Origin of the sequence: Sulfolobus acidocaldarius DSM 639 (assembly GCF_000012285.1) — an archaeon.
Lineage (GTDB): Archaea > Thermoproteota > Thermoprotei_A > Sulfolobales > Sulfolobaceae > Sulfolobus > Sulfolobus acidocaldarius.
This window is the reverse complement of sequence record NC_007181.1, coordinates 1,971,716-1,995,755: the sequence shown is the minus strand read 5'-3', so window position 1 is coordinate 1,995,755 and position 24,040 is coordinate 1,971,716. Positions and strand designations below refer to the sequence as shown.

General features: G+C 38.0%; 18 protein-coding genes. 4 read left to right on the top strand and 14 right to left on the bottom strand.

Annotated features, from left to right (window positions below; genetic code table 11):
- Positions 1-66: 66 nt before the first annotated feature.
- From SACI_RS10450 to SACI_RS10425, 6 genes are all read right to left on the bottom strand, one after another.
- Positions 67-936, bottom strand: a complete 870-nt coding sequence (locus SACI_RS10450) for a DUF2079 domain-containing protein (protein ID WP_230937911.1) — start codon at positions 934-936, stop codon at positions 67-69.
- A 548-nt stretch (positions 937-1,484) separates the two neighbouring features.
- Positions 1,485-2,231, bottom strand: coding sequence for a flagellar protein FlgN (locus SACI_RS10445; protein WP_011278952.1), 747 nt, complete (start codon positions 2,229-2,231; stop codon positions 1,485-1,487).
- Positions 2,232-3,137: 906 nt separating this feature from the next.
- A complete protein-coding gene (locus SACI_RS10440) occupies positions 3,138-3,722 on the bottom strand; it encodes a hypothetical protein (protein WP_048054413.1) in 585 nt (194 codons plus the stop codon).
- Entirely contained in the window at positions 3,691-5,439 is a 1,749-nt protein-coding gene (locus SACI_RS10435; protein ID WP_015385782.1) for a DNA polymerase domain-containing protein, read from the bottom strand. Before SACI_RS10435 ends, SACI_RS10440 begins: the two co-directional genes overlap by 32 nt.
- Positions 5,420-5,659 carry a hypothetical protein gene (locus tag SACI_RS10430; protein ID WP_015385781.1) on the bottom strand — a complete coding sequence of 80 codons (240 nt, stop codon included), beginning with the start codon at positions 5,657-5,659 and terminating at the stop codon, positions 5,420-5,422. Before SACI_RS10430 ends, SACI_RS10435 begins: the two co-directional genes overlap by 20 nt.
- Positions 5,660-5,828: 169 nt before the next feature.
- Positions 5,829-7,553, bottom strand: a complete 1,725-nt coding sequence (locus SACI_RS10425) for an alpha/beta hydrolase family protein (RefSeq protein WP_011278950.1) — start codon at positions 7,551-7,553, stop codon at positions 5,829-5,831.
- Positions 7,554-7,952: 399 nt separating this feature from the next.
- Here SACI_RS10425 and SACI_RS10420 point away from each other — a divergent pair, with 399 nt between their 5' ends.
- Positions 7,953-9,236 carry an NAD(P)-dependent malic enzyme gene (locus tag SACI_RS10420; protein ID WP_011278949.1) on the top strand — a complete coding sequence of 428 codons (1,284 nt, stop codon included), beginning with the start codon at positions 7,953-7,955 and terminating at the stop codon, positions 9,234-9,236.
- Entirely contained in the window at positions 9,224-9,691 is a 468-nt protein-coding gene (locus SACI_RS10415; RefSeq protein ID WP_011278948.1) for a GNAT family N-acetyltransferase, read from the top strand. Before SACI_RS10420 ends, SACI_RS10415 begins: the two co-directional genes overlap by 13 nt.
- A gap of 119 nt (positions 9,692-9,810) precedes the next feature.
- Here SACI_RS10415 and SACI_RS10410 read toward each other — a convergent pair whose 3' ends face one another.
- The 3 genes from SACI_RS10410 to SACI_RS10400 all read right to left on the bottom strand — a co-directional run bounded on the left by SACI_RS10410 (position 9,811) and on the right by SACI_RS10400 (position 13,081).
- The gene (locus SACI_RS10410) at positions 9,811-10,767 is read right to left on the bottom strand and encodes an acetamidase/formamidase family protein (protein WP_011278947.1); all 957 of its coding nucleotides are present in this window, start codon (positions 10,765-10,767) and stop codon (positions 9,811-9,813) included.
- Between the two features lie 166 nt (positions 10,768-10,933).
- Positions 10,934-11,821, bottom strand: coding sequence for a sulfite exporter TauE/SafE family protein (locus SACI_RS10405; protein ID WP_011278946.1), 888 nt, complete (start codon positions 11,819-11,821; stop codon positions 10,934-10,936).
- A 339-nt stretch (positions 11,822-12,160) separates the two neighbouring features.
- Positions 12,161-13,081, bottom strand: coding sequence for an MBL fold metallo-hydrolase (locus SACI_RS10400; RefSeq protein WP_176586703.1), 921 nt, complete (start codon positions 13,079-13,081; stop codon positions 12,161-12,163).
- A gap of 52 nt (positions 13,082-13,133) precedes the next feature.
- On the opposite strand from SACI_RS10400, the gene SACI_RS10395 reads away from it, so the two are divergent.
- Positions 13,134-14,081, top strand: coding sequence for a fumarylacetoacetate hydrolase family protein (locus SACI_RS10395; protein ID WP_011278944.1), 948 nt, complete (start codon positions 13,134-13,136; stop codon positions 14,079-14,081).
- Positions 14,082-15,057: 976 nt separating this feature from the next.
- On the opposite strand, the gene SACI_RS10390 is transcribed toward SACI_RS10395, so the two are convergent.
- From SACI_RS10390 to SACI_RS10375, 4 genes are all read right to left on the bottom strand, one after another.
- On the bottom strand, positions 15,058-16,725 hold the full coding sequence (locus tag SACI_RS10390) for a long-chain fatty acid--CoA ligase (RefSeq protein WP_011278943.1): 1,668 nt from the start codon (positions 16,723-16,725) through the stop codon (positions 15,058-15,060).
- 161 nt (positions 16,726-16,886) lie between these two features.
- Entirely contained in the window at positions 16,887-17,945 is a 1,059-nt protein-coding gene (gene asd / locus SACI_RS10385; RefSeq protein WP_011278942.1) for an aspartate-semialdehyde dehydrogenase, read from the bottom strand.
- A 355-nt stretch (positions 17,946-18,300) separates the two neighbouring features.
- Positions 18,301-19,728, bottom strand: coding sequence for a phenylacetate--CoA ligase (locus tag SACI_RS10380; protein ID WP_011278941.1), 1,428 nt, complete (start codon positions 19,726-19,728; stop codon positions 18,301-18,303).
- A gap of 212 nt (positions 19,729-19,940) precedes the next feature.
- Entirely contained in the window at positions 19,941-21,032 is a 1,092-nt protein-coding gene (locus SACI_RS10375; RefSeq protein ID WP_011278940.1) for a zinc-binding dehydrogenase, read from the bottom strand.
- Positions 21,033-21,152: 120 nt separating this feature from the next.
- Here SACI_RS10375 and SACI_RS10370 point away from each other — a divergent pair, with 120 nt between their 5' ends.
- On the top strand, positions 21,153-22,151 hold the full coding sequence (locus SACI_RS10370) for an NAD(P)/FAD-dependent oxidoreductase (RefSeq protein WP_011278939.1): 999 nt from the start codon (positions 21,153-21,155) through the stop codon (positions 22,149-22,151).
- 217 nt (positions 22,152-22,368) lie between these two features.
- Here the strand turns inward: SACI_RS10370 and SACI_RS10365 are convergent, their stop codons facing one another.
- The gene (locus SACI_RS10365; protein WP_011278938.1) at positions 22,369-23,886 is read right to left on the bottom strand and encodes a 4-hydroxyphenylacetate 3-hydroxylase family protein; all 1,518 of its coding nucleotides are present in this window, start codon (positions 23,884-23,886) and stop codon (positions 22,369-22,371) included.
- Positions 23,887-24,040 lie beyond the last annotated feature (154 nt).

Below are 24,040 nucleotides of genomic sequence, written 5' to 3'. Positions count from 1 at the left end.
TTGTATTGCGAGGATCTAGCTACATTAAAGGTATTTATGTTTCATTGAAATTTACTTCCGTATTCATTATTCAAGTATCACATATAATAACGCAACATTAAACAGGAATATGAACACATACGAAATTAACATTGTCCTCTTATCATCTTTAATTAAGTTAATTGTCCTTATGAATCCCATAATCAGCATAGGAAGAGCTAGAAAATAATACGGATAATATCCATAGGAGTAATATGGTATATAGGAGGAAAAGAGTCCAACAAGTAGGTAAGGTAAAGCTGGAATTAGTTCAAGGGGTGAGAATATGGGCAGAAAAGAAAATACTCCAAATAATATGAACCAATATGTTAGTTTGAAGTACACATTGTCATAAATGTAATTTAAGGACGTATACTGAGGGTATATAGAGGCTATTAGGAGAGATGAAAAATGTTGTAAGGTCTGTGGTATTACGAGAACGCCAATAATTAATGAAACTAGAATTAATACTAAGGATATTTTATTTTCTCTCAATAGAGACCATGATAAGCTTTTCTCGTCAATTCTGTTTCTGATTAAAAGATATACTATGAATGTTATCGCAATTAAATAGGAAAGTGGAGAGGTAAGAGTTAGAGCTACCGTGAAGGCTGTAAATTTCTTCCAATCTTTCTTTAGATAGTAATAATACGACATTAAGTATAACAGGGGTACAAAATAGTATCCTACAGAAGCAAAGCCATAATTTTTGGGTGAGTAAAGTAGACAGAATATAGTCGAGGGATTAAGTAGGAAAATAATTGCTGAAATAAGTGAAATTGAATCTCTCCTCAAAATAATCTTACCAATTCTGTAGACAAAAATAGACGAAATGAATAACGACATGTAGCCGACTATAATTGGCACTAATAGCTCAACTATCTCCCGATTAGATTGAGCCAAGTTCACAATCGTCATATTAACATATGAAACTAAAAGGTAATTTATATTATTCTTTCTACACCTTAGTCATAAAGAAATGCGAGCTCAACATTGTTACTAAAATACTTCAATGAAGTCAATTTTGGAGCATTCAGGTTCGGCTTAATGTTTTATGAATTACTCTATTGTGTAAGGTTTCACTCGTATAATCGCCACAGTTTCAGGCTCATATAGAATTTGTAAAGTCAGGTCTAATAAATTAATTTTGACGAGCTTGTGAATAACCATTATATTAGTCCGTCTTTCCTATTTTCCTTATTTCTCTAGATACAGTTCAGAGTATTTATCTAGGCTTTGATTTGTGTTTTATAGATAATCAGGATTAAAGGTAAATGAAATACATTGACAAGTCTCTACACCTTTAAGCTTTAATTTCAGGTTTTCTATGCGTTAAATGTGGTATTTGATTGTGACGAAGATTACCTTAAACGTGTTTATATAATTTTTACCCACTAAAAAACCTGAAATTCATAAATGAAGAGTACGTACTCGTAGGGTAGAATTACGAAAGTGCCTAATGCATTTTATTCAATCACTATACCGGCGATTACGGTTATCCCTCTCCTCTCAGCTCTTCTCTTTATCCTTTTTTCTATGGAGTTAGCTACAAGAAATTTCTTTATTGGTTTTTTATGTAGAGAGCTTAATATTTTTTCCCTAATTTCCAATTGTTCTATTGCTCCTTCATCTGCGTGATTCTTTATTTCAAAGAGGTAAATAACGCCGTTAGTTTCATAGAAGTCTATTTCATACTTCCTCCCTTTATGAACTATCCCTTCAGTATCCTCAATAACACCATGAGTTACTTTAGAAGAGTCAATTCCATGTAATTCTAAGGCTTCTTTATATAAATTCATAATAGTTCTCTCAATATAATGACCACTTCTAGAGGTGAATGTGGAGAAGGAAATATTAATTCTCTCAATTGCCTTCCATATTTTGGCATTTTCCTCTCTAATCCCCTTTATCTCGTTTTGTGTTGCTTGTATGCTTTCCCATATTCTTTTAGTTTCTTCTCTTTGTTTTTCTATGCTTTCCCATATTTTCTTGTTGTCTTCTTGTATAGCTTTTATCTCGTTTTGTGTTGCTTGTATGCTTTCCCATATTCTATTACTATTAGTTATAAGTTCACTCATTTTCTTCTCTAGTTCTTCAATCTTCTTAACTATTAATTCTTCTTTAACTCTCTCATAGAATCTGTTAAAAAGTGCGTCCATTAATCTAGGATTATTGATTATCTTTTCTACTATGATATCAACGTCGCTACTCATAAAGTTAAATTCACGTCAAAGTTATTTAAACTTATATATGTGCTCTATTTTTATCAAACAAATATCATAAAAGTTCTCTATATTTATCTACTTTGCTTATAATTTAACAAAGAGTCAGTGCTTAACTGTTAATAATCAGTATAAATGTATAGCCTTAAAATAGATGATGAATAAGTCATATACTGCATGATGAAACCTGATCTTTAATAATTGTTATTTCAAACAGTCCTCTCTTATGTTCTCAGTACTAATGAGATCTTTATCGCTAAAGTCTACATAAATTTCGATCTGAAGAATTATGAATTGAAGAGAGCACTGCACTTCAGGCGGGAGGAAATGAGAAATTTCAACATAATTTGATTAGGTCAAGACTTATAATAGAGACATAAGTATAATCAAGACTGATGATGATTTTCACTGGGCAGGGCAAGATTGATGATTGAGCCCTGGATAACTGATTATGTCGACTTATGTAAAATTCTTAAGAGCGTAAAGCATGTATTTACAAGGGTCTTTGGAAGATGAGGTTTTAATGTAATACTCGACTATAGTCAGGTTTCACCAGATCACTATAAAGTAATTTTCCCTTACTGGCTTTTATATGTCTTAGCCGGAAGGACTTCTCTTTATTTAGTATAACTGTATGACAAGTAAAACGGATAAAAACTTGTTTGTCTAAAGTAAAAAGACTGGAGATCCAGGGACTACAAGTCGAATTACTAAGTCGATGTTCACCGAGAAGACTCTAACCTAAACTGGAGTCTGTATTATACATGAGATAAGGTTTTCTCTAAAAACATTTAGCTAAACGTTCAATTGATCTCTAGTTATCAAGTATCCTCACTTAAAGGTCACTTTTCCTTTCCAATTTTAAATCAAGTTGCAATTTGAGGAGCACCTAGCCTTTCAAGGCGGGGAGGAAGTCAGAATCCACTTCATTAAGCCTTCTCCCTGATCTTTGCCGAAAATTTCCCAGTATCCGAAGGGTATTTCCACTTCTTCTAGTATAAGACTCTTGACCACTATAGCCTTAAATCCTCTTTCGCCTCTTTCAAGTCTAATCATAGAGTGTACGGAATGGGAGCCAAATAATGATCCATTAACCTCTCTATCCATATTGCTGAACAAGAATTTTCTGCCCTTAGTCTTTCTTATCGCTGCCACAATCTCTGTGTAGTTCTTACCGTGATGATAAGGGTTAATCAGTATAAACTCGTCTCCCATCTCCTCAATGGTTGGTTTGACATCCTCTATCTTAAATGCTCTTCTGATATAAATATCTCCGTCTCTCTGAAATATTCTCTTAAATCTCTCTATTAGTAAGGGATTTAGCCCTCCTCTTTCACCTACTATAATCACTTTCACGGGAGAGGAGACGACTATTACCCTATGGTAGAACTCATAGAGTAAATTGTAGTCTGTAGAGTAGAACTCAACTATCTCATCTCTTTGTATTATCCTATCTAAGGTCGAGAATCCCGTTGAGAGCAGAGAGTATCACCTCGTAACTTCTCTCTAAATAATGTAGATAATAGAAAATATCTCTTCCTTTATAACCCTTCCTGGCGTCATAAAATCCCCTCACTCCCCTGACATAAGGTTTTCCCTTGACCCATAATACATAGTCCTTTGGTTCTGCATGAGCAACCCGTTGTCTATATCTCCTGTAAATAACGTCAATCTCACCTATATCGATCTGCTCACACGTATCGGCTCTACCCATTACCTCAACCACGTCCTCGAGAAATTCCTTAACGATGTTTGGCATGTTTTTCCTAACTAACCCCTTAACCTTCATCTCTCCGTTCTCTAATTTTCCTAAATACCTCATTGGATATGGGGTTCCGTCTTTAGCGTTAAATAGCATTACCCATTTCATCTTCTCTTCTTTCAGTTTTAGCCCTGTAACCTGCTGTGTGTGATCAATAAACTCCCTAATCTTATCTCCTCTAACTATTAATGAGTCTATAATTCCGTGTAAAACCTCCAGCCCATGTTCTCTAGCTAAGTCTATTGTTCTCCTTAATGTCTTCCGTGCAAAATACGTAACTAACTCATAAGCCTCTATTTTACCGAATTTAGAGTTCCTATACCCTAGGTAACCGAATGAGGCAACGAGAATCCACTTTATCGCCTCTGCTCTCTCCTTATCGAATTTCTTCAACTCCTCTTTTCTATTAACTAACCACTCCAATGCTTCTGGCACTATTCCCTTCTCCTTTAGGCAAATCGTATGACCTATTTCAGTCTCCACATCATTACACTTATCCACTGTCTCAGCAGATATATTGTATTTAACTATTAATGACGGATACATGGAGGAGAAATCAACTTGGTATACATTATTGTAACAACCTACTTTAGGAAAGATAACTAACCCACCCTTATCCACAGCCTTTAATTGATCCAGTGTTCTCATTTTTTCTACCCTTGGAACCACATTTGGTATAATAACCTTTCTCTGGAAGGCAATCCACGCCTCATTCGTGGTTAAGGCTTTACCTATTGTCGAATTCTCTAACTCCCTTATCAAAGTCTTACTTAGTAGAGACCACTCTATTAATCCCTTAATAGATACTGGTGCCTTCTTACTCCTTATCTTCACCGAGGCTTTAACCTTGTCACAGGCAATACCGAAACATTCAGCCACATCAACTTTCAGGTCTAAATCGTCTATCCTCCCCTCCTGTTCTTCCTCCTCTCCATTAATGTTTGCGACATATCTCTTACCGTAAGGCGATGGTCCATACCAGTCAACACTTGTAACTGTTGCAAATGATACTTTTGGAAACTCCTCTGGGTGGAGCTCTATCCTAGTACTAGTGTTACCCACCCTCTCTGCACTACTACTCTTTTCTTTTCCACTCTCCTCTATAGTGATCTTTCTAAATGGTAATGCATTTAGCCTATGTAAGACTTGCGACATAACAGTGGGTAACTCATTTACAGTCTTAACTCTCTTCTTTATGTAATAATACGCATTTATGTCAGTTAGCTCAAATTTGTATAGCCTTATCTGTCTGCCCTCTAAGTCCCTCCATACTTCCTCGTTATAATTCACTACTGAGGGGTGTTGAGCTATCATTTCAGGTCTATCAGTGATAACGTAAATGGGAAATGTTGTCCTCACTTTCACCTTTCTGAATCCATCTAAGACTAGGACTACACTGTTGTAAGACGGTAAAGCATCAACGAGATAGCCTTCCATTACAAGCACCTTCAGCTAACACAGAAATTACCGCAAGAAAGACTATCTCCTGTGGGTCTGTCACTTCATCGTATAAAGCACTCTGAAAATCTCTGACCCTCTTTGTAGCCTCTACTATCACCTCTCTGAAACACGGATAACCAATTCTCTCACTAAGTCTAAGGAGCTTGGCTAACTCGGCGTCAACTGCTCTGGTAAATGACGGTTGCGTTCTACCCATATGATAATCTCTAGTACTAACCAAATAAGATTTTAGAGAGGTAATCGAAATTATTCTTTTAAACTTTTTGTATAATATTTAAAAAGTAATACGATCTAAATTATTATTAAGGTATGATCATTATAAAATATAAAAGCTTCTCTCCTTCAGTATGCAGTTCCCTTCATTACTAGTTTTCCTCCCACTTTTTACGCAACTTCTCTAGGAACATAATTGCAGGCAGTGTAAAATTTATGAGATCGTCCACAGTGTAGTCTGCATGACCTGCATCAGGGACAACGTGAAACTCAAAACTCTTCCCAGCTTTATGTAGCTCTTGGACATACCTTATTACAGGGCTGAGAAAGGTTCTACTATCGTTTTGTGAATGTATAATACATACAGGAGCCTTAACGTTGTTAACGTAAGTGATAGGAGATCTCTCTTTCATTAAGTCTAAATTCTTTCCATTGAAGAGTAGCTCTATGAACCCCTTAAATGTAGAGTCAGATAATTCATACATCTCAATCCAGTCCGCTACTGAGGCTCCTGCCATACCAAAATCCCATTTATCAGGTTCTCTTCCCAGTGCCAATAATGTCATATAACCGCCGTAACTATAACCCATAACTCCCACTTTTTCGGCTATCTTTTTTCCTACGATGTAATCCCTTACCTTAACCACATCCATCAAATCACCACCTCCAGGATCTCCAATATCCATTAAGTAAAACTTACTCCCATATCCGGTTGACCCCCTGAAGTTAGGTGTTACAACATGATATCCAAATAGAAGTAATGAGGAAATTATTGAATTCCACCTATCATCAATTTCTCCCCATGGTCCACCATGCACATACACTACTGCTGTGCTAGGAACTTTTCCCGCTTTAGACTTTATAATCCATGTAGGGACTTCTACTTTATCATAACTCTGTATTTTCACATATTCCACTTGTCCCAGATCTACATGCTCTTCATTATCAACCACAACATCAACCTTACCACCCTCCTTATCTACCCTGTATATTTTATGTGGTGAAACCAATGAGGAGTGTGAAAAGTAAATGTAATTATCAATTACTGTAGCTCCAGTTAGGGTTCCAGGAACAGTATTAATCAGTTTACCGTTCAAAAACAAATTTTCTCTTCCATCCCTCTTACTAATTATTAACTTATCCTCAGGGTCATAAAATATCTCCACAGGCTTATATTGATAGATATCTCTTTCTGGAAAATCCACTCTCTCATAAGTGTTGGAAGCTAAATCATACGTATATATCCAGTAACTCTCACCAATGTTCTCATAGTCGCTCGCTAAGTAAACTTTATTCCCTTTTATCCTATACGGTTGATTCACACTACCCTGCTTAGGTGTTAAGATCTTCAGCTCTCCACTTAGATCAGCAATGAAGAAATCTTGAGATCTTGGGCTAACTACTGATACTCCTGTGATATGATTAGCTTCAATGTCTGTCACAAACGAAAACGGTGGAACGTCATTTAGTTTCTTTAGTTTTCCTCCCTCAATTACATACAGATATGTCCCGTCTTCACTTGAGCCCACAAAAGCAACATTTTTATCATCATAAGCAACACTCATTATCCTTACTCTTGGAGATGCTATTTCATACTCCTCTCCCTTTAAATTACAGGCATAGACTGCATGTTTTTCCTTCCCTCTCTCAATATCTCTGGCAAAAACTAAGAAATCGAGATGTGACTTCGGAGTAGACGGAAAGCTTATGGGCTCCTTTGTGAGTCTAACAACTCTTGTGTTGATTAGTGCAGAGATATTAGTTACACCTTGAGCCGTGGAGAAGAAGACTAAATTATCCCTGAGTTTTCCTAGCACATGGTATTCGGGTATCTTTACCAGTCTCTCTAATCCTTTTATAATTTCTGTGTAATTCATGTTTTAATTAATGTTAAAATAAATATATAAAAATTAATTCCATTCCAAAATAGTCACATATTAATCTAAATATTCATGTCTCAGACATACAGGCTATGAAGGAGAGGTCTTGAGAACTAGACGATTGGATTTCTTTAGTGTGTGTTTTAAGACTTAACAACACATTATACAGGGAATACACTAAGGTTTTGGGCAGACCTGATTGAATTGAAAAATAGTCAGTTGACGTCCATTATGTACTCTACTGGGCTTTTCTGTTCTAATTTTGATGGTATGGTGGGTTTAAAAGTATACAGAGTAAGGAACGAGAGGTAATTAAAGTTTCAAACATGTTAAATTTCCTAATGTCTAAAATGTTAAGAACAATCTATTTATAATCCTTTAGCAATAATCTACAACATGAAAGATCCTGTAGAATTATCAAAAAAGTACGAGGGAAAAATTGAAATATATCCAAAGATTCCGATAACTTCGTATGATGACTTTTCCCTTATTTACACTCCTGGCGTAGCTGAGGTATCTAAGGCTATATATAAAGATCCTGAGAAGAGCTTTGAGCTGACAAGCAGATGGAATACAATTGCAGTAGTTACAGATGGTACAAGGGTATTGGGCTTGGGTAGGATCGGTCCCACAGCGGCAATGCCTGTTATGGAAGGAAAATCACTACTGTTCAAATATTTGGGCGGAGTTGATGCAATACCATTGCCAATAAACGTAAAGAGTGCTGATGAATTCATTTCAGTGGTTAAAGCACTAGAAACCTCATTTGGGGGTATAAACCTAGAGGATATAGAGTCTCCAAAGTGTTTCTACATCCTTGAGAAGTTGCAATCAATGTTGGAAATACCTGTTTGGCATGATGACCAACAGGGCACAGCCGGTGCAATCTTAGCCGGGCTAATAAACGCGATGATACTGACAAATAAAGATCCAAAGGAAAGCAAAGTTGTATTATACGGCGCAGGGGCTTCAAATATAGCTACGGCTAGAATATTGGCTGAGTACGGTTTTAAACTAGAGAATATGATAATGATAGACAGTAAGGGACCATTATACTCGACAAGGGAAGACATTGACCACTTAATGTTACATCATAGATGGAAATACGAGTTAGCTGTAAAGACAAATGGCTATGAGGTCAAGGAGATTAAGGACGCATTCAGTGGGGCTGATGTAGTTATTTCGGCTTCAACTCCAGGTCCAAACGTTATAAAGAAAGAATGGGTAAGCGTGATGAATAAGAACGCGATAGTCTTTGCTCTGGCAAACCCAATACCTGAGATATTACCTCAAGACGCTAAAGAGGCAGGAGCGAAAATAGTAGCCACAGGTAGGAGTGATTTCCCTAACCAGGTGAATAACTCATTAATATTTCCAGCTGTGTTTAGGGGAGTCTTAGACAGTAGGGCTAAAAGTGTGACGGATAAGATGGTAATTTCAGCATCAGAGGCTTTGGCTGAGTTTGCAAGGAGAAAAGGTATTAATGAAAACTACATTATTCCAAGGATGGACGAATGGGAGGCTTATTATGAGGTAGCCTCTGCAATAGCAAGTAAAGCAGTGGAGTTAGGCTTAGCGAGAAATAACAAGAGTAGGGAAGAATTTAGGGAAATAGCGAAGCAGAGAATATTAAGGGCTAGGAAAATAATGGGTTTGGTGGTAACAACATGGTCAGCATAAGACTGGCTAAAAAAGAAGATACAAAAACCATTGTGGACTTCTTCAGCAGGATGTATAGGTTGAATAGTGAATTTGACCCCCTGTTGAGTAATCCGGAGAATCTGGAGGAGAGAGTGTCAAAGAGCGTGGACAAGAGCCTTGAAAATCCAGACGAAATTATTGTAGTAGCCGAGGACAATGGTAAAATTGTCGGTACTGCAAGGGTTGTGGTGCATGAGAGGATCTTCTACTTCCCTGATAGGGAGGCAATAATAGAGGAGTTTTACGTTCATCCTGCATACAGGAGGCAAGGAGTGGGAAAGGATATAATTAGTTTTATTGAAGAGGAGTTAGAGAAGAGGGGAATTCAATTACTATCAGCTAATTTCCCTTCAAGAAACGTAATCGCCTCATCTTTCTACAAGAAAATGGGATTCAGAGAAATTCATTCTAAATACGTAAAAAGAATATATTAGAAATAAGTTGGAGAGATTTGGGAAAGCCAAGAGAAAAAATTTTTAGTTTATCATTATCCTGTTCAGAAATTTCTTTTCGATAGGATCACTGCACTAGATCTTTGCTTAATAACGTAATTTTAAACTAACTGTATATCCCTCCCTAGTACGTCTTTGGGTAGGTAAGCTGTTACTATCCAATTGGGAACATCAACTACTTCGCTCACCCTTAAATTGACAACCGTACTAGCTAACATATACGCCTCTACAGGTGTCATATATTTAGATAGTATGGATATAATCCCCCTCACTGCCTTTTTTGATGCAATCCACAGATCTCTATCTATACCCGGAAATGCTATATATTCATTAAACTCCATTTCCTTTACCCTTTTTGTGATAAACACAGGTTGACTGAGACCCACGTTTTTCAGTAGTCTGATCTTAATTGTAACCTCCATTGGACCTTCAATAGCTGTTCCACATACCTCTCCGTCTCCTTGAGCTAAATGAGTATCACCCACCGAGAGCAACGCCCCATTAACGAATACCGGAAGGTAGAGTTTTGTGCCAATCGTTAGGTGCTTAATGTCCATGTTTCCTCCATTTTCCCTTGGCGGGATAGTACTGAATCTTCCCCTTTGAGGTAAAGCTACACCTATTACTCCAGGGAATGGGTGTAATGGGACTGAAACCTCTAAATCACCAAATTTTGCATAAGCGTACTTATCATCTGCTTTCCATATCTTAAGAGCAGGACCTAAAACATCTATGGGAGACGTGTACTGTTCGTCAGCCAAAAACCCAAATCCAGGAAGTACTCCCGTCCACCCCCATCCCTTATTTCGGAAGTCCAGAAACTCTACCTCTAATGCGTCCCCAGGCTCAGCTCCTATGACCTCTATAGGTCCAGTGAGGGGGTGTATCCTAGAAAAATCTAATTTCAGTAAGTCCTGAACACTAGAGGATGGAGTCACCTGTCCGTCAGATGCCTCTTTAGTCTCTAACGTGATCACATCTCCATCAGAGACCTTAAGAACTGGTTGTAATGAGTTATCCCACTTGTTGTGAGTTATCGCATGTATTGTGTACTGCATAGTACCTATATACTTTTATTAATAACATTAATAAATTCATTATTTCGATAATTTCCTTCCCTAAATGATGTAACAGGTTTTATCGGTATGTGTATATAAAGAGGTGGAGAACGTGTATGTTGCTATATACTATAAAATTGAAGTTCACTTAGAGGTGGTTTTATTCTTATGAATTCTGAGTTTTGTACTTAGGTCTTTGAACTTTCACATACCTGCGTAATAATATTAAGTCTATCAAAACCGTTACGAAGAAAGGTATATAGCATACAACGAGACTGTTAGAGAGTATTCCAACTAAGTTATTAGATAGACCAAAGCCCGTTACATACGCGTCAAAACTCATAGCCACTCTCCTGAAGTCCTCCTTTACTCTGACTCTTGAGCTCAGAAAGTATCCAATAGCCATCCCTCCTATGATTGCTGGAGAAGTCAGGATGGAATAATAAATCACTGCTGGAGAGAATATTCCTAAGGTAAGATATGAGGTGAACGTTGTATAACTCTCTACCACTCTAAGTAACGAGATAGCAAATCTATATTCTTCCTTACTTAAACCCTGATTGTTAACTATTAATGCCAAAGGTGGACCACTTATTGTGGTTACTCCATAGAGGCATCCGATCAGTAGTGTGATGATGGAGCCTAAATATTTCCACGATTTTAATGTAAAAGACCTTCTAAAACCATAAGCCTGTAGTAAAATTAAGGGAATTAAGATTACGTATATTAATATTTTTAGCTGAGGACTTGTTCCTCCTAAGGTTTTAAGTAAATAGGAACCCAGAATCGATCCTATAGCCAGACCAGGACTTGCGAACACTACAAAAAGTATTATTTCTCTCTTAAGTGTATATTTCCCAGAGTTTATTATAACATTTGAAGAATTCTGAAAGAGCTCGATAAAGTTAAGTATAGGGGAAATTTGTTTAGGTGAGTAATCGATCAAGAGAATTGGCGTGGATACCGCAGAGAACCCATATCCTATACCTCCAACAGGTATAGAAGCAATCAAGAATACTATTCCGAGAAATAAAGCGTCTAAATTTGCCACCATTTCTATTTCCGGTAAAGTTATGGCTAGTCATTCCATTTAAATTATCAATATAAATGCAAAAAATACATCTTTCGAAAGTTTTTAAAAGCCACTGATCTTAGCCTGTAAAAGGAGGAATCCATGCTAAACTATTTGAGTAATTTTCAATTAGATAAACTGTGAGGAATTCAAGTGTAACTAAATTACGTTAGCGATAGTTATAGATAACGTTCCTTTCAGCTTAGATATAGTAGGGCTAAATTCTTATTCTAAAATCACGTGTTTACACAGACTACAACCAACAATTGTGTCAGAATCAGGGTACATATAGTTAATATATTCTATCTTCTCCTTCTGTTGTCAAGAGGTTTTACCCTGTCTAAGCTTCATCATCTCCATGATTATCCTCTCCATGTCCTTGAGTGGGGATGCCGGTAATCCACCCTTTAGCTCACTATAGGCTCTAGCCATATTTCCGACTATCCTCTCTTTTGACAGCCAAGAGTCATATTTCCCAAGGCTAACCTCCTTTGACGCTACTACTGGATCCTCAATACCTCGTTTCATGAGTTTTCTAGCCTCATCTCTCACAAATATTAGGTAATCTCTAGCCTCGTAAAGGGGTTTCCTGTCATACGCTATTCCTCCATGTCCAGGTATGTAAACGTCAGCATCTAAACTAGCCAAATCTTCAAGAGTTTTAATGTAACCCTGTAAGTAGCCCATTAAGGCGAAAGGTGTACATGGAGGAGAAAACAGAAGATCTCCCGTGAATACTACCTTTTCGTCAGGAAAGTAGATGAATAGATCGCTTCTTGTGTGGGCAAATCCAGGATGAATTATCTTGATCTCCTTGTCCTTGTCTACCCATAGACTCATTTCACTTTCAACCGTTACGTCTTGGGGAGTATATTTCCAACCCGTGAAATCTACTTCCTTAAATATGTGTTCATAGGGATTTACTCCACTTTTCATACCTTCTATAGTGGTCCGTCTACAATTTTTATGAGATATTGTTGTGGCATTAAACAGATGGTTAGTCCAGATGTGGTCTCCGTGTTCATGTGTGTTTATTAGATACTTTACAGGTTTATCTCCTATTATTTTCCTCATCTCTTCCTTAAATACCTTGGTCGGTTTTTCACTTGTCAAGGAGTCAATAACTACTACGAAGTCCTTACCCACAATAAATCCTGTATTACTCAAAAACCAGTCACCATTACCTTGTATAAATGCATAAGCATTATCGCTCACTCTTTCTAACTTATATTCAATCATAATTTATAGTATAAAATGACAATATTTATTATTTATTTAGACTTATTAATTTACTATGAAACTCGTTAGTTATTTGAGTCAAGGTAGGGTAAGGAGCGGTGTAATTGTTGACGATAAATACATTGCCGATCTCAATAATTCATGCTATGAGTTCTACTTAGAAAGAGGAGAAGATGAAATTTTTGTAGAGAGATTCTGCAATGCGTTAGTCCCATCTGATATGTTGGGTGTAATTCAAGCTGGAGAAAGGGCAATGGAATTGATTAGTAACTTGATCGGCTGGGTTAGGAATAGAGAGGAGCTCCTGTTAAAGATCGATGAAGTTAAACTTAAGGCACCATTACAAAGGGCTAATACGGTTAGAGATTTCTTAGCTTTTAGGGGTCATGTTGAGGCAAGTTATAAGAGGAGAGGGCAACAAATTCCTGAAGAGTGGTTCAAGATTCCAATATATTATAAAGGCGATCCTGCTGCATTTTATGGTCATATGGAGAATGTGCCTTGGCCCTCTTACTCAAATGCACTGGATTTTGAGCTAGAGATTGGAGCTATAGTCTACAGGAAAGGAGTAAATATAGAGAAGAGGAAGGCAAGAGACTATATTTTAGGTTATACTATCTTTAATGACTTCAGTGCTAGAGATATTCAGATGAGGGAAATGACCTGTTTGTTAGGTCCTGCAAAGGGGAAGGATTTTGCAAACGGTCTGGGACCATGGATCGTGACTAAAGATGAAGTGGGCGAGATTAAGGGGCTTAGGGCATATGCTAGTGTGGATGGGGAGAAGTGGTGTGATACTAAGGCTGAGGATATGCAATGGAGCTTTGAGGACATGATTTCATACGTATCTCAAGACGAGTACATTAGACCAGGAGATATATTTGGGTCTGGGACTATATCTGGTTGTTGTGGGCTTGACAATGGAAGACTGTTGAGACCAGGAAGTTTAGTCGAACTTTATATAGAAAAAATAGGAATATTAGTTAACAGAGTAGTTAAGTGATGTTATATTTTCGCTCTTTTACTCTAGCCCAAATGTCGTGAGAAATAGAATTACACGGTTCAAATAAAGATATTATTATTAGATAGTTTTATATTGGTCTTCAATTGATAAGGGACTCCTTGCCATTCAATTTATTTACCTTATTTTTTCGGCACTTAACGGAGGTGTTTTAGGTGGTATTGCATATATAATAACAGTGTCAAGAATTATGTTCTCCATGTCTCAAAACAATTTTATGCCTAGTTTCCTATTCAAAAGTCGTGACAACAGACCATCTAACGCTGAAGTCTCTTTGCTACAATTTGCTTTATTCTCGTTATCGTCTCCATACACTTTTTCGGGACATATTCAACTTTCCTACTCCTAGACGGTCTTACATTACTAAGCTATCTCTTAATTTCAGTTTCAGATAGCTTTTCATTAGTCAGGATACCTGTCGAGAGAACAAGGAAAAAGGAAAAAGAGCTCACATTAGAAAAATTAACTAGCATTATCTCACTTGTTGTCTCAATATACACTATCCAAGAGAATATCCCTGCAATAAATTACATACAATAAAGGTAAAGGAGGAAACTAATGTATTATAATGTATCTTCGGATCTCTTTTCTTTGTAGTTACCGGGGCGCAAGTGGATTTGAGGATATTTAATATGAATATCCTGTTACTTCTATTAGAGCTCACTGGAATCGCATCACTATTCAAGTACTTAGGTGTATTTCCTTTTGCTTACCTTTTTCACTGAGAACTTGAAGACTGCTAACGCTGTTGCACTGGGAATGATCCACAGGAGAGAAACAGGGCTTGTTGTGGCTACCATTGAACTATCTCTTAACGCATTAAATCAGGTGGAATTTCAGGGTTATTGTTTTCATGTCACTCTTTACGACTCTTATAGGTGCAGTGGCATCTAATACAGTGGCAAGAACGGGACATATGTCATGATAAGATTATTTTTAGGCTAAATAAGACCACTCCTCAATGGGACTTATTCTTCTCCTTATCCTGCAGGACCCTCCATAATATTTTTCCAGAACCGCTTTTAGGCAGTGAGTCCACAAACTCTACAACTCTAGGGTACTCATAAGCACTCATGTGCTCCTTACTCCACTTTATAATATCCTCCTCGGTAACTTTACCTCTAAACTCAGGTCTCAACACTACATAAGCCTTTACTTCCTCACCTACTCTAGGGTCAGGTGTCGAAACTACGCATGCCTCCAATATGGCTGGGTGTTGGTATAATTTGTTCTCTACCTTTGTAGGCCACACCTTAAAACCTGCTCTATTTATCATTCTTTTCACTCTATCAACAATAAAGAAATAACCCTCGTCGTCCATGTAGCCTAGGTCTCCAGTTCTAAAATATTCAGTACCATTTATTGTGATAAAGGATTTTCTAGTCTCTTCTTCTTTTCTCCAATAACCTTTAAAGAGACTAGGACATTTGACCACAATTTCTCCTTCCTTATTTGGTGGAAGGACTTCTCCAGTTGAGGCATCCACAACTAGGGCATCTACACCGAAGTGGGGAATTCCTAGACATTGAAGTTTTGGTCTATGTGGTGGATTCACATGTGTTTGAGACATAGTCTCTGTCAATCCATAACCCTCTACATAATCGAGTCCAGTTAGTTCCCTTAATTTCTTGGCAACAGCCTCAGGCATAGCAGCTCCACCTCCTCCTACCATTACCAATGAACTTAGATCCCTCTTCTCAATTCCGGGGGTTGAAAGTAGATCTACTACCATAGTGGATATGTTAGTCCAATGGGTTACCTTATATTTCTCTATGGCATCAAGGGCAGCTTCCCTGTCCCATATGGACATTAAAACTATAGTTCCCCCCACGTACATTGGAGTATTGAGACTGTGGACAAACCCCGTAACATGGAAAAGAGGCAATGATGCTAGACCAATTGCAGAGGGTGTAACCATGTTCCAGAAAGCTGAGCCAATAACTGTTGGCCATATTGTGGAGTGGGTGTGAATACATCCCTTAGGAAACCCTGTTGTGCCAGAGGTATAGGGGATAAGGGCTATGTCCTCGCTAGTTACACTTACTTCTGGTAATGGTTTATTACTACTTATTGACTCCTTCCACTTTATTACATCACCTTGAATCTCAGGTTCCTTTAGCATTAGGGGATGAACCTTAATTTCCGGGGAGGAGGATAGATAATCTCTGAACATTCCGGAAATAACGTTCCTCACTTCAGTTCCTTGGATAGCCTTCATAACTTTAGGCAACTGAGATGAGAGAGTCACGACAGCCACTGAACCCGAATCCTTAAGGATATAGTTGAGCTCGTCTTCAGCTATCAATGGATTTATTGGAACTACTACAGCATTAGCCCTGAGTATTCCAAAGTAAGCTATTATCCACTGAACAGAGTTAGGCATAAATATTGCCACTCTATCTCCCTTCTTTATGCCAAGCTCATTATACAAGAAGGAGGAAAATTTCAGTGTATTACTCAATAATTTTTCATACTTTATCCTTGTCCCATAGTAAATTATTGCATCCTTATCAGGGTATCTGTTAGCTGAGACCTCCAATATATTGAACAGAGGAGCCTTAGGGTAATCCAAAGTCTTTGGTAGTTTGGGAGGCCAATATTTAAACCAAGGTCTATCTTCTTTCATATCAAAATAAATTTAAGCAATAATAAATAATAAATATATCGATCAAGTAAAAAATTAAAAAACATTTAGAAAACACATCCTCACTCTACTATAAAGTGATTAAAAAGGAAGGAGTATATATCTTCCTTGTGTAAAATACATGTAGATTGGTCCTTCTTCAACTAGATATATTTACGATTTATAAGTAGTTCAGCCGTTAGTATACCTCCGCCTGCTGCTCCCCTGACACTATTGTGTATTAAGGACACGAATCTTATGGCGTTATTATCTACCTGAGTTAATCTTCCAACTATTACAGACATCCCAGGAGGATCTCCTAACCATCTGTCAAAATACACTTGTGGTCTGTTATCTTGTTCAGTTAGTACTATGACCTTTTCAGGCGCAGTGGGCAATTTTAAGGCTTGTGGTTCACCAGAAAAATTAACTAAGGACTCTCTGATTTTTCCTAAGTCTACATTTTCCTTAAATGTTACATAGACGACTGCATAATGTCCGTGAATCGTTGGGACTCTATGAGTTGTAGTGGAGATATTAATGTTGGATTCGTCTGAAACATTTCTCTTCGTGGAATTCAACACTTTTGTCATCTCTTTGACCATTTTGGCATCATATTCGTTGCCTAAGGGCAATATGTTGTCAATCACGTCTAAGGAAGCTACCCCTGGATAACCTGCACCGGATAGGGCTTGCATGGTGGTTATGAATACACTTTGAACTCTGAAGTTCTGGTAAATAGGAACTAAGGGAATTAGTACCCCCTGGGCTGTACATAATGGGGTAGTGACTATGAAACCCTCCCAATCCCTTCTCTTCTTTTGCTCTTCGATAAGGTTTAAGGAATGGGGGTTAACCTCAGGTATAATTAATGGTATGTCAGGTTCTAATCTGTGATCTGGAGAGTTACTTATGACCTTGAAACCTAATTTTGCAAATTCGTCCTCTACCTGCGCTGCAGATCCAGCAGGTAATGGAGAGAACACTAGATCTACGTCATCCATTTGTTTTGGATCTGTTGGTCTTATCTCTTGATTTGCTATCTCTTTTGGTATTTGCCCTATGGTTTGCCATCTTACAACTTCACCATATGGTTTCCCCACAGAGCCTCTTCCAGCAAGGTAAGTGGGCTTTATGTAAGGATGGTTTGCTAACATTCTTACATATTCTATTCCTACTAATCCTGTGGACCCTAGTATTGCCGCCTTGTATACTCTTCTCATACTTTTCACTATACATGTTGGTGAACTTGGATATAAACTTTTTGAATAATATAAGTATAACAGTTTTATGAATGATTATTGTTAATAATACAATGATAAATTTTACGTGACGATGAGAGCTTCGCCCTTTGTGATAGAGAGGAAATCAGCTTAACTCTTAATAACTAGCTGACTTTGTGGCTTAAACTCCACGTAAGGGGATAAAATGGGAAAATGAGAGTTAGAACACTTAGACGCATTTTATAGAGCTAGGATTGGGTGATCCATTATCTATTTTGCTGATCTGAACACTTTTTAAAATAAATGTTTGGGTACATGACCTCATTTAGTGTAGGTTTTCAACACCCCTTTAATGCTACCTCTTCTTTCTTTGATCCACAAAGACCTGTAATTTATAACCAGTCCAGACAGCTTCTCCTGGTCTAATCCATTCTATCTCAACGTCATTTTCGTCTAATCCTATCTTATTGGCTAGCAAAGCTTTAGCTGACTTATCGTAAGCCTCATCTACTCTGTCTCTCTTACTCTCTATCTTTATCCTCAGCTTCTCCATCTCCTCCGCATAAACCATTATGTTGAACATTCCAGTCGTATCAGGTATTTCATTTATTGCGTCTTCAATATATATTGGCAACAGCAATTTTCCCTTTACTCTGAACATCCACTCGACTCTCCCTGGTATAGGCTCTACAAATCTGGCATGAGTTATACCGAAGATAGGGTCTGGTTCAGTTATAAACTCATTTTTAACGTAATCACCTAAACTGTACCTAATCAGTGGCATGGTAAAGTGATTAAGTAAAGTTGCTATTAATTCACCCCTCTCGCCCTCAGAGACTGGTTCATTGGTCTTTGGGTCTATTACATCAAAGATCTCCATATCCTCCCATATCACAAGCTCTCCTCTTGAGTTGGGTAATTCTACAGCCATATGTCCATCTGTAGTTCCCCAGACGTTTATTGCCATCTCAGCATTAGGATGTACCTTAAACAGTCTCTTCTTCGTATTTTCAGCAGCTGCACCCCCATGTAATAACAGAACCTTGAAGGGAGTTTCCCATCCTTCCTCTATTGCCATTTCTCCTATTAGTCTGTGTAACCAAGGTGTAGTTGCAAAGACGTCTATCTTCCACAGTTTGAATATTAACAGATGTCTCTGCTTCCAGGAGAAAAACGTCTCTCCTCCCCCAGCAATTGTAGTAGCTCCACATCTCCACATCGCCGTCTCAACTACCGGAGGACCCCAACTGTAAAACCCGCTCATGTTTAAGTAGTTGGCGTATGTTATACCTGGTCTTACTCCAGCGAAACTCCATAGATACCTAGCCTGAGCTTCCTGAAAATAGTCTAATTCCAGTTTCCCCCATCCTTGAAATGTGGGCATTCCTGTGGAACCTGAAGTTGCACCAACAAACCTTATCCTTTTGGCTAAGTCTGGATGAAATATGGTTCCGAAAGGTGGGTGTGTCTGTAAGTCAGTTCTTATATCCTCCTTCCTAAGTACAGGAATTTTCACAATATCTCTCCAGTCCTTGATGTACTCAGGATAGAATCCCCTGTTCTTCCAAAACCTCTTGTAAAATTCGACATTCTCCCATGCCCATTTAACCAGTCTCTTTAGCCTTACTGTCTTTAACTTATCTAACTCGTCTCTAGGCATCTTCATTACTCTTTCATTCCATAGTTTGATGGAGGGATTTGGGGGAAAATCTCTTCTTATGAATCCTTCTTCTACAAGTTCTTTGTGGATTCGTTCATATTCATGTAAACTATCTGCGTTCATCTTATTTAAGTTGTATAAGAAGTTTAAAAAACTTTGTGTTTCTCATGATAAATTATAGGAAACGTATTATAAATGTATTTAAAAGATCTCGTATTGACAAATGTAAACGTGACCTGTTATTCTGTGATGAAAACTGGGCAAGATATTTCAGTTATCAAGGGAATATCATGTCACTATTCATCTAAAGTAAGTACTAAGTTTTCGTGGAGAGGCTAGTGAGGAATAATTAAACTCCTTATTGCGAGCCCCTCCTCTAACAATTTCACAGCCTCGTTGATTTCCTCTAACTTGAATTTTCCTGTAATGAGTTTCTGTGGGTCGTATCTCTTTGTCCTAACTAACTCTACTAGTTTCGGCATATCTACCCTAGGTTTACTGCCATAATTACCTATTATAGTGATTCCATTTCTCACTATCATTGAGACTCTAACTGGAATGAGAGCTGATGTAGGTGGTAAGCCTATCAAAACCACTTTCCCTCCAATTCTAACCCCTTCTAAAGCCATTTGTATAGTCTCTTGGGTTCCCCCAGCCTCAATTATTATATCTGGACCTCCATTAGTCATTTCCTTCAGGGTTTTTACTGGCTCAGATTCCTTGGTGTTTATAAAATCTGTTGCCCCAAGCTCTAGAGCTTTTTCCAATTTCCACTTCTTTGTTCCTAGAGCAATTATTCTCCCTGCCCCCACTGCTCTCAGCATTTGTATAACTGATAGCCCAACACCACCTACTCCTACTACAGCTACACTATCCCCAGGTCTTACGTTGGCAGAGCTAATTGCACCATAAGCAGTTATACCAGAACATCCTAACACAGCTAGTTCCTCTATATTCACGTTGCTGTCTTCCATTCTAGTTAAGGCATTTTCGTGCACTATAGAATATTCCGCAAACCCTCCACCTAAAAATGTCCTTATAGACCTTCCGTCCTTATATTTAACTCTAGTTGTACCGTCAAACATTGTACCTTTCAGTCTGACCGATGCAAAAGTCTCACAAAGATTTTCCATACCAGATATACAATTCTTACACTTTCCGCAGGGTTGAATGAAAGTTGATATAACCCTATCGCCTTCTTTTACCCTACTTACATTATGCCCCACCTTCACAACTCTGCCTGCTATTTCATGTCCTGCTATTACAGGCGTAGGGACGGGAGTTGACCCTAAAAAAACATTTACATCAGAGTGGCACATTCCAGTAGCCTTAACCTCGATCATTACCTCATTTTCCTTAGGCTCCTCTATTTCCACTTCCTCCACAGTTATAGGTTCCTTATAGTTATGAAGCACTCCTGCTAGCATAATATAGTAGAAGTTTAAACTACTTAAAAAGTTTATATTATCATTAATTCATAGTGATCTATTGCTCTTTAATCAAAAAATTTAAATAATATAAACATAATCAATTATTGGGTACCTATATTGAAGGAATATGATATTATAATCGTCGGTGGCGGACCTATAGGATTATTTGCAACGTTTTATTCCGGTCTAAGAGATATGAGTGCTTTACTAATTGATGCACAAGACGAGCTAGGTGGACAGCTGGTCACAATATATCCTGAGAAAATGGTTTATGATGTTGGAGGATATCCTGGTATTTTGGCATATGACCTAGCCCAGAACCTCATAGAACAAGCAAAGATGTTTTCCCCTGATATAAGACTTAAGGAGTGGGTAGATTGGATAACGAGAACACAGGATAATCTTTGGGTGATAAAGACTGATAAGGGAAACGAGTTTAAAGCTAAAACAATATTACTAGCATTAGGTATAGGGAGGATCACTCCATCAAGGCTAGGTGCAGGAGGAGAGATTGAGTATGAAAATAGGGGAGTATACTACACAGTTAAAAGGAAGAAGGACTTTGAGGAAAAGAGAATTTTGATCGTTGGAGGAGGAGATTCAGCTGTAGATTGGGCTATTAACTTGGCTCCAGTTGCAAAGTCAATCACACTAATTCACAGGAGAGATCAGTTTAGAGCACATGAGAGCAGTGTAAAACAGTTGTATAACATCGCTTCAGTTCACACTTGGCATGAGTTAAAGGAAGTAAAGGGGGATGGAAGCAAGGTTACCCAGGCTGTAATATTTGATAACAGGACAAAGGAGGAGAAAACGTTAGATGTTGACGCTGTAATAATAAGTATTGGACATAAGGGAGATCTAGGAAATGTTCCCAGATGGGGTTTAAACATGAAGGGAAGGGATATTTTAGTCAATGCCAAGATGGAAACAAATTTGCCTGGTGTATATGCTGCCGGTGATATCGCAAGCCAAGAAGGGGTGCCAAAGATGGCTTTAATAGCTATAGGTTTTAGTGAAGCTGCTATAGCTACAAGTATGGCGAAGAAGTATATAGATCCAAATGTGTCCATATTTGGCGGACATAGTTCAGAGATAATGAAGTCCAGAAGTTGATTCAGATTAGAAATGGATTCCAATAAGTGATCTAACTACCAGTTTTCATGTAATTTGTAGGTTTGGAGTAATATAATTAGGGGTGTATAATAACTCATTAAATTATATTCTCTGGTATCTGTTTTTATGCTCTTTTAGATTAAACGGGAAAACATTTAGATTAAGATTAAAATAATAGGTTTCTTATTTAAAGCTAGAAATCCCAGAAAATTTTTTACTACTTATCATGTTCCTTTGCTTCTTGTTCTGACTGTGTCTCTCTCCATGGCTCTGGCTTGGTCGTCATCTTTAAATCAGCCTTTCTACCAGCCAATTTCTTCGATATTTCTCTAGCTAGATCAAGATCATAAAGTCTTGAAAACATTATTCTCTGGGCAGCAGGACTTCCAGCGCCGTGAATAGATTCGATCTGGAATGCAACTCCCATGCTTACATTCTCTATCAACCTAACCATTCTAAGCCTGTCCTCTGCAGTGAAGTCCTCAACTCCCTGTAAATATCTCATTATATATTCTTTCAGTTTGGGATTTTTCAAATCCCATTCACTTGGCGCAGTGCCTACCATTCCACCTGCTATATCTATAGCTAACTGGCTGATCTGTGCAGGAAATCTGGCAACTAAATGCTTAGTCACATTAGCGTGCATTGGATTAACCCACCAACAATTATCACATATTTTAACCGCATTGAGACTTGCCGCAATCCCTGCAGAGTACATGGTTTCAGTCAGGAATATCATTTCGGTTAACTTGTCCTGTACATGGGGAGCTTTTTCAACACCAATCTGCCTGGCTAAATCAGCACTTGCCCCTATTATCACATCTCCTAAGCCTGCCTTACACCCCCCATAACCCTGCCTGTGATAAGCAGCAAATATCTCCACTAGTGTACCAGTGTACTCCCATTCTCCGGCAAGAAAAACTCTGTTCATAGGGACAAATACGTTGTCGAATATTACTAATCCTTCATGGTTGTAGAAATATGGTAAACCGTCTATTTCACCCTCTTCCATTCTCCTTGCATCGTTAATTTGCCTCCCGACCACAATCTTAATACCCTCAGTGTCCGTAGGTATTGCAAAGGCTACAGCGTAATCCTTGTCCTCTGGTCCCATAGCCCTAGTAGGTAAGACGACCATCTCCTCAGTCGCAGCAACTCCTGTTATGTTTGCCTTTGCTCCGGACACATAAATTCCGTCCTTTGTTACTTCAGTGACCCTAAGGTAAGCATTCTTATTTGGCTGTTGGCTTGGCTTCAGTGTTCTAATACCCTTCACATCTGTCATGGCTCCTGCAAGGGCTAGATCGTTCTTCTGCACGTATTTTAGATATTCCACAAACCTGTCTCTAGGCTCAGTCCTACCTTTATTTGCCATAATCTTGGTCACTATGTTCAATGTATTTAGAGAGTCCCAACCAACACATCTCTGAAAACATGCTCCAGTCTTATGACTAAGTTTTCTCAGTAGTTTAACCTTAGCAGCTAAGTCCTCTGGGGATCTATGAATGTGATTAAACCTGTTTATCTCTTCCTCAAGATATGGACTCCAGGCTCTTCCTAGCTCCTTTGTGTCCTCATCCCATGCAGCATCAAATGTTGCCTTAAAGGACATCACAGATGGCTTAAGGAATGGGTGTTTCGTTACATCCTTGACCTCTTTTCCCAGAACGTATATTTCCACCTTAGAGCGCTTACTTATAGACGAAACGTATTGATCTCCTGTTCTAATTACCATACTGTATAATAATGTTTAAAGTTTTTAAACTTTAGTATAATTTCATATCACTTGAATAATAATATCACATATAGGCAACAAATTGGTGTTGACACTCTATTAAGCTTCTTACAAGTTAAATAATTCTGCAGGCTTTTTAAGTTATGTAATAAAG